This window comes from Nostoc flagelliforme FACHB-838, from assembly GCF_014698065.1.
GTDB classification, from domain to species: Bacteria; Cyanobacteriota; Cyanobacteriia; order Cyanobacteriales; family Nostocaceae; genus Nostoc; species Nostoc flagelliforme_B.
Genome location: NZ_JACJSI010000284.1, coordinates 1 through 7,592, shown reverse-complemented (window position 1 = coordinate 7,592; position 7,592 = coordinate 1). Strand labels below are relative to the sequence as shown.

The 7,592-nt window shown below is 41.1% G+C and carries 9 protein-coding genes; 8 read left to right on the top strand and 1 reads right to left on the bottom strand.

All coding sequences use genetic code 11. The features are described from left to right. The 8 genes from H6G97_RS40925 to metX form a co-directional block, all read left to right on the top strand. The coding region (locus tag H6G97_RS40925) for a DMT family transporter (RefSeq protein WP_190946322.1) at positions 1-418 on the top strand (418 nt) is incomplete at its 5' end. A 177-nt stretch (positions 419-595) separates the two neighbouring features. Beyond that, complete coding sequence (locus H6G97_RS40920; RefSeq protein WP_190946321.1) at positions 596-1,252, top strand: HAD family hydrolase; 657 nt, start codon at positions 596-598, stop codon at positions 1,250-1,252. A gap of 190 nt (positions 1,253-1,442) precedes the next feature. Further along, positions 1,443-1,568, top strand: a complete 126-nt coding sequence (locus H6G97_RS55100; protein ID WP_277883419.1) for a hypothetical protein — start codon at positions 1,443-1,445, stop codon at positions 1,566-1,568. A gap of 425 nt (positions 1,569-1,993) precedes the next feature. After that, positions 1,994-2,797 carry a sulfurtransferase gene (locus tag H6G97_RS40915; protein WP_338421953.1) on the top strand — a complete coding sequence of 268 codons (804 nt, stop codon included), beginning with the start codon at positions 1,994-1,996 and terminating at the stop codon, positions 2,795-2,797. Positions 2,798-2,866: 69 nt separating this feature from the next. Continuing rightward, positions 2,867-3,040 carry a hypothetical protein gene (locus H6G97_RS40910; protein ID WP_190946324.1) on the top strand — a complete coding sequence of 58 codons (174 nt, stop codon included), beginning with the start codon at positions 2,867-2,869 and terminating at the stop codon, positions 3,038-3,040. A 210-nt stretch (positions 3,041-3,250) separates the two neighbouring features. Then, positions 3,251-4,441 carry a YeeE/YedE family protein gene (locus H6G97_RS40905; RefSeq protein ID WP_190946320.1) on the top strand — a complete coding sequence of 397 codons (1,191 nt, stop codon included), beginning with the start codon at positions 3,251-3,253 and terminating at the stop codon, positions 4,439-4,441. A gap of 313 nt (positions 4,442-4,754) precedes the next feature. Beyond that, positions 4,755-6,059 (top strand): O-acetylhomoserine aminocarboxypropyltransferase/cysteine synthase family protein, encoded by a 1,305-nt coding sequence (locus tag H6G97_RS40900; protein WP_190946319.1) that lies wholly within the window; start codon positions 4,755-4,757, stop codon positions 6,057-6,059. A gap of 74 nt (positions 6,060-6,133) precedes the next feature. Next, positions 6,134-7,174: a homoserine O-acetyltransferase MetX gene (gene metX / locus H6G97_RS40895; RefSeq protein ID WP_190946318.1), complete on the top strand. Its 1,041-nt coding sequence runs from the start codon at positions 6,134-6,136 to the stop codon at positions 7,172-7,174. A 48-nt stretch (positions 7,175-7,222) separates the two neighbouring features. Here metX and H6G97_RS40890 read toward each other — a convergent pair whose 3' ends face one another. Further along, a complete protein-coding gene (locus tag H6G97_RS40890; protein WP_190946317.1) occupies positions 7,223-7,366 on the bottom strand; it encodes a hypothetical protein in 144 nt (47 codons plus the stop codon). Positions 7,367-7,592 lie beyond the last annotated feature (226 nt).

Here is a 7,592-nt window from a genome sequence, read left to right as displayed (position 1 = left end):
TGGTTCTGGAGTTGTTTATGCGTTTTATAAAGTCCTAGCCCAAAAATGTTTAGAAAAATTCCATCCAGTTCCCTTCACCTGGATTAGTTTTACCTGCACTTTACTACTCTCTGCTGTAAGCTTACTTTTCTGGCCACTTCCCAACACCCAACTTGATTGGATACCCCTGTGGATTGGCAGCATTTTTTCTGGTTTAGTTAGTTTCATCGGACACACTTTCAATAATGTGGGAATTCGCATGATTGGCGCAACTAAGGCTTCTATCATCGGCGCAAGCAGTCCAGCGTTAACAGCATTAGTCGCATGGGCAACAATTAGCGAAACTTTAAACCTAATCCAAAGCTTAGGGATTGGTATTGTCACATTAGGAATTACACTGTTGAGTGGAGAAAGCTTTGTACGTAAACATAGCCCATAAAATTGCTCAAAAATAAGAGTTAATTAGTGATTAATTTGTAAACTATTTAATTTTTGATTTCATGCAGAAGAGGACACTTCCGTAGGTGGGTTTCCCGATTTGAGCAAAGTGTCCGTCGCGCAGAGGCACAGAGGGTAATTAAAAGTGTTATTAATTACGAATTACGAATTATGAAATATGTCTACTTACGCTATTCTGTTTGATTTAGATGGCACTTTGACAGATCCCAAGCCAGGTATTACTCGCTGTATTCAATATGCTTTATCTGAACTGGGTTATAGACCACCCGATGCTGATGAATTACATTGGTGTATTGGCCCTCCAATCAAAGACAGTTTTTCGCTGTTGCTGAAGACTTCGGATAACACAGTTTTGGAACAAGCCATTTCACTTTATCGCAGCCGCTTTGCCACGATCGGATTATTTGAAAACTCCCTTTATCCCCAGATTTCAGAAACCTTAGACGCTATTCGTTTTGCTGGTTATAAAACTTTTATTGCGACTTCTAAACCACATATTTATGCTACACAGATCATTGAACATTTTGGCTTGTCATCGCTTTTTGATAGGGTTTATGGTAGTGAACTTGATGGCACGCGGAGTGTAAAAGCTGACTTGATTTATCACATCTTAGTCACAGAAAAGCTTTCACCTTCTTGTGTGGTGATGGTAGGCGATCGCAAACACGATATGATCGGAGCCAAGCACAATCACGTGACTACAATTGGTATCACCTACGGCTACGGAACTGAGGAAGAGTTAAAAACTCATGGTGCTGATTTGATTGCCCATACTCCAGATGAGATTCCCAAATTGCTTGTTTATGGTTGGTAAAAATGAATTTCACCATTAGAAAAGCAAAAGAATCACATCAACGAGAATTGTACCGTAAACAAGGTTGGATCGAACGTGAAACAGTTGCCGATTTTATCTATCCATTAAATTAAATGCGCGATCGCATTCTCATATCAGGTTTGGTTCAACTCAGGGTTTAGGCTATCTGTTGATGTCAGCACAGGGAATTTTGAACGTTGATCAAGCTTGGGTAATACTGGTAGTCTTAGCAGTCATTAGTGTTTTCCTCGATTGTGGTGTTCGCGCTTTAGAAACCTACGTTTTACGCTGGCGGCCCAACCCTGGGGAATTATAAAATTCTTGAAGACTAAGGGTGTAGGGGAGAAAGTTGATTTTTCAGTATGGTTGTTTGGTTTTCCATCTTTCCCTCATAACTCTTGTTTTAGCATTTCCAGCACTTGTATTTTGCTTGTGTATATGAAATACTGGCATACATAAATATAAAATACTGTTTATCGCTCGATTTTTAGTAAATTCTGCAAATCGAGCAATTTATATTGTACTAGATGTGACTTCAATCTGGCACTTTTCAGTCAGTATATGTGGATATTCAAAAAAATGATGAAGACACGGAAATTTTCTTGGGCAAAGTTCAAAAACAGCAAATTATTTGCTTTAGGAGTAGCAATTTGTGCTTTTTTGTTAATTACTCCCATGCTGCATGTGCCAGCATTCTCAGCTACACCTAGCGCTTAGATTCAGTTCGTTTCGCCTAATTGGGTGGTAGAGAATGCCAAAAATCCAAACCTTAGAATTTTGGATGTTCGTAATTTACCTCTCGACTATATAGATGGACACCTGCCTAGAGCAGTAAATATTGCTGATACGGCCTTTCGTGGACCTAAAGAAGGTCTACCAGTACAGTACTGGGACAATCAAAGATTAGGACAAATATTTGCCGATTCAGGAGTCACAAATAATAGCCGTGTACTCGTTTACTCTGATGGCAGAGATGTCTTAGGTGCAACGATGGTAGCTTATTTGCTGGAACGTTCTGGAGTAAGGGACATAGCCGTATTAGATGGTGGCTACAAAGGTTACGAAGCAGCATCCCAAACAGTAACTAAGGAATTTCCTCAATATAAAGTAGCTAAATTTACAGTTAAGGATAATCCTACTGTGCGTGTCTCTTTAAATGAGGTAAAAAAACTTATTGGTAACAAAGGCGTTACCTTCATCGACCCTAGACCCGCAGATTTATTCCAAGGTAAGGAAAATCTTTGGTTACGGAACGGACATATTCCTGGTGCGCGAAATATCCCTTGGCCAACCTTTACAGATGCAGAAAATCCTCACAAGCTCAAATCTTTAGATGAAATCAAGAAAATCCTAGCTGACAAGAAAATTACTCCTGCTGATGACATCATCGTTACTTGCAGCACAGGACGAGAAGCAACTCTACAATATGTAGTGTTCAAACATTTGTTGGGCTATCCCAAAGTTAGGGTTTATGAAGGTTCTTGGACTGAGTACAGCACTCAATCAGACCTACCTGTTGCTACTGGCCCAGAGCAGGTAAGCTAGGTTAGTACGAAAATAGGCATAGGGCATAGATTCAGAAAGGATCTATATTTTTTCAACCTAGAGGATAAAATGATGAAATTCGCAATGCTATTTTTTGCCGTTTTACTAACTACTTTTGGCTTAGTAGATACATACCAAGCTAGTCAAGCTGATAATAATCTAGATCAAGATAGTTTGGTTGCTTGTAAACGGAGTAAAGATGGTCAACCAGCAGACCAAGAAAAAGACCGCTCTGGAGCTTAAATTAGAAGAAGGTAGCAGACAGAAGGTTAGACAAACAGTAAAGGGTTGTGTCTCTTTAGACCAGTCAAGGTTCTTCAATTTTTGTTAATGATTGCTCTTTGTAGGCAATTATACCAGACCCAACACTTAAACAGGTGTTGGGTTTTGCTGCTTAACTTGATAACAGCAAGCTATATCTGACAAGACTAATTTTAAATTTTGAATTGAATTATGAGTAGTGGCGTTGAGAATATACATTCATCAGAATCCCGCTTATTACCTCCCCGTCCACAAAAATTAGTGATGGCGATCGCATTAGCTATTTTTACAGGTGGAGTAGTTTTGTTAAGTAAATATGGCTGGCGACAAAGTGCGTTATTTATTATTGGTGGTTTGTTGGGCGTGAGCCTTTATCATTCTAGCTTTGGCTTTGCTTCTGCTTACCGTAAGCTGCTGGTGAACAGGGATGTGCGGGGGATATATGCTCAGTTGGTGATGTTAGCGATCGCTACTGTGCTATTTGCGCCAGTGTTAGCTGCTGGTAAGGCTTTTGGTCAAGAAGTAGCAGGAGCGATCGCACCTGTGGGAATATCAGGAGCGATCGGAGCATTTATCTTTGGGGTAGGGATGCAATTAGGTGGAGCTTGTGGTTGCGGTACACTCTACACTATTGGCGGTGGTAGTTACACTATGCTCATCACCCTAACTACATTTTGTCTAGGTGCATTCTGGGCTAGTTTAACCAGACATCTTTGGGCTGGTTTACCAAAGACTGAACCAATTGTCTTAAGTGAAACTCTCGGTTGGACAGGTGCAGTAGTCTTACAGTTAGGGATATTGCTGTTGTTAACAGGGTTACTTTGGTTTTGGAGTAAACAGGGAAAACCATCATCAAGAGAACATCCCTCACCAACTTACTCTCGATTTTTTTCTGGACCTTGGCCACTATTTACAGGAGGAATAGCCTTAGCTGTACTTAATTGGTTAACACTGCTTATTTCTGGAGAACCTTGGCGCATTACCTGGGGATTTGCTTTGTGGACAGCTAAAATCGCTACATTTTTTGGCTGGAATCCCTCTACAAGTAAATTTTGGGATGGTGATACAGCATTATTAAATAGTGTACTTGCAGATGTAACATCCGTCATGAATCTAGGAATTATATTAGGAGCATTATTAGCCGCCGCCCTAGCAGGGAAACTCACACTACAAACTCAAATTACCTCATCAAAAGTTATTGCCACAGTGATTGGTGGATTGCTCATGGGTTATGGTGCTTTTACTGCCTTTGGGTGTAATGTCAGTGCTTTTTTCAGTGCTATAGCTTCCACTAGCCTACATGGTTGGGTTTGGATTATTTGCGCTTTGTTTGGAACTGCTGTTGGTATTAAACTGCGCCCTCTGTTCCATCTGCCAAGTTAAGAGACTTCCAACAATACCTTCGCCAAAAAAGCCTGTCCTGGCGAATGGAATTCACGGCTATACAGACAAAACCCACGGAGGTGGGTTTAAGATTCTTGGAGTCCGCGTAGACGAACTTTCCTGTGGGACGCTATGCCAACCTTTGTCTGCAAGATGAACCGCTATTTCTAAGAGACCGGTATATTTGCAAAGATGAGATGCTCCTCAGAACGATAACTCAGCAGATGGTGACTTAACGCAGGAATAATAATATACTAAAAGCCGATAGATTTATGACTGTTTGTCAAAATATTTTTACTACCAATAATTCTCTATGTCTGAAAAATATCGCTTTGAAACATTGCAAGTCCATGCGGGACAAGAACCAGATGTAGGAACTAATGCCCGCGCTGTACCGATTTATCAAACAACGTCATACGTTTTCGACGATGCGGATCATGGGGCGCGGTTGTTTGCGTTGCAAGAGTTTGGCAACATTTACACGCGGATCATGAATCCGACAACGGATGTATTTGAAAAGCGAATTGCTGCTTTAGAGGGGGGTGTAGCAGCGTTAGCTACCTCTAGCGGTCAGGCGGCGCAGTTCTTGGCTTTAAGTACGATCGCACAAGCTGGGGATAATATTGTTTCCACCAGTTTTTTATATGGGGGAACGTATAACCAATTTAAAGTTGCATTACCACGTTTAGGTATAAATGTCAAACTTGTTGAAGGAGACGAGGTAGAAAAATTTCGTCAGGCGATCGACGATCGCACAAAAGCATTGTATGTGGAAACCATTGGCAATCCCCAATTCAATATTCCTGACTTGGCTGCCTTAGCCCAAATTGCTCATGAAAATGGGATTCCCCTGATTGTCGATAATACCTTTGGGGCTGGCGGATATCTGGCTCGACCAATTGAACACGGTGCAGATATCGTAGTGGAATCTGCAACTAAGTGGATTGGTGGTCACGGCACTTCTATCGGCGGCGTAATTGTCGATTCTGGTAAATTTGACTGGGGTAATGGCAAATTTCCCGTTTTTACTGAACCATCCCCCGGTTATCACGGGCTGATTTTTCAAGAAGTATTTGGTGTCGGTAGTCAATTTGGTAATATTGCCTTCATTATCCGTGCCAGAGTAGAAGGGTTAAGGGATTTTGGCCCCTCATTGAGTCCATTTAACGCCTTTCTGTTATTACAGGGATTAGAAACTCTTTCTCTGCGTGTAGACCGCCATGTGAGCAACGCTTTAGAATTAGCCCAGTGGTTAGAAAAGCAACCACAAGTAGCATGGGTCAATTATCCAGGACTTCCGCATCACCCTTATCATGAACGAGCCAAAAAATATCTCAGACACGGGTTTGGCGGTGTCTTAAATTTTGGTATCAAGGGCGGATTAGAAGCGGGTAAAACCTTTATTAATCATGTCAAATTAGCAAGTCATCTAGCAAACGTTGGTGATGCTAAAACCCTCGTGATTCATCCTGCTTCCACAACCCATCAACAGCTAAGTGATACGGAACAAATTTCCGCCGGTGTAACACCTGATTTGGTGCGTGTATCAGTGGGTATCGAACACATCGACGATATCAAAGAAGATTTTGAGCAAGCATTTCAATTCATTAGTCATTAGTCATTTGTCATTGGTCATTGGTCATTATTCTTTTATTCCTCGTCAGTTCCCCTATTCCCTATTCCCTGTTCTAGATGAATTATCAGCACTTCATTTCACCACAAACTCAGTATTATCATTTGCCGATGCCATTTGAGTTAGAAAGAGGTGAAGTTTTAACTGGGGTTCAGGTCGCTTATCGGACTTGGGGAAAGTTAAACTTAGAAGGCGATAATGGGATGCTCATTTGTCATGCTTTAACTGGTTCGGCTGATGCGGATGACTGGTGGGAAGGTTTGTTAGGTTCAAAAAAAGCACTGGATAGCGATCACAATTTTATTGTGTGCAGCAATATATTGGGAAGTTGTTATGGCACTACGGGAGCAACTAGCATCAATCCCCAAACAGGAATCCGTTATGGCGGCTCATTTCCAGCGATTACGATTCGGGATATGGTTAACTTACAAGCTGCACTGATTAAATACCTGGGAATTAAATCTTTACAGCTAGTTATTGGCGGGTCACTCGGTGGGATGCAGGTATTAGAATGGGCGTTGTTATATCCAGAAATCGTGGAAGCGATCGCACCTATCGCCACTTCCGGTAGACATTCAGCTTGGTGTATTGGGTTAAGTGAAGCTCAAAGACAAGCTATTTATGCCGATCCCAATTGGCTTGGGGGTGACTACACACCAGAACAGCCACCAAACCAAGGATTAGCTGTAGCGCGGATGATGGCGATGAGTGCTTACCGTTCTTGGCAGACCTTTACAGATCGTTTTGGACGACAGTATGATGCTTCTGCTGACCAATTTGCGATCGCTAGCTACTTACAACATCATGGTCAAAAGCTAGTAGAGAGATTTGATCCCAATACTTACATCACTCTCACCCAAGCGATGGATAGTCATGATATCGCTCAAGGTCAAGACTATAAATCTGTTTTGCAAAGCATCAAACAACCAGCTTTAGTTGTTGCTATTGATTCTGACATTCTTTATCCGCCGATAGAACAACAAGAATTAGCAGATTTAATTCCTAATGCTCAACTAGGTTTGCTGAAATCAATTTATGGTCACGATGCTTTTTTAATTGATATAGAAGCCCTGAATGAGCTATTAATTAAATTTCGATAAGCTTTTACACTCTTTCTCATTATTCAACTCGCGCTCGGCTATCAATTCTTAATTCAAAACCTCATCATGAAGGAACGGTTTTTCAACTGCTAAGGGCATGATGAAAAAAGAAATACTTTCATAAGCTTTAGCTGCTTGCAACACTAGTAAATCTTGATATTTTGCAGCGACAATTTGTATACCTATAGGCAAACCATTTTTGGTGCTGACTTTTCACGGGATGTGGAAAAGAAAGAGTGGTTCGCGACATTCCATCGCGAACCACTGTTATTCTTTATTATATTTGGAAGTTTCTTCGACTAAATCTTTTAAACCCTGTTTGAGAGTCTCAATTGAACGATCTAAAGCTTCAATTTTAGTCCTTGCAGTAATTTGTTCAATAGCATCTATGTAGGCAATACTACCAGCCTTACCTAAA

Excerpts from the sequence above, each read along its gene's own strand:
- H6G97_RS40905 (WP_190946320.1), top strand. The coding sequence starts at position 3,251 with ATGAGTAGTGGCGTTGAGAATATACATTCATCAGAATCCCGCTTATTA.
- metX (WP_190946318.1), top strand. The coding sequence starts at position 6,134 with ATGAATTATCAGCACTTCATTTCACCACAAACTCAGTATTATCATTTG.
- H6G97_RS40900 (WP_190946319.1), top strand. The coding sequence starts at position 4,755 with ATGTCTGAAAAATATCGCTTTGAAACATTGCAAGTCCATGCGGGACAA.
- H6G97_RS40920 (WP_190946321.1), top strand. The coding sequence starts at position 596 with ATGTCTACTTACGCTATTCTGTTTGATTTAGATGGCACTTTGACAGAT.
- H6G97_RS40910 (WP_190946324.1), top strand. The coding sequence starts at position 2,867 with ATGATGAAATTCGCAATGCTATTTTTTGCCGTTTTACTAACTACTTTT.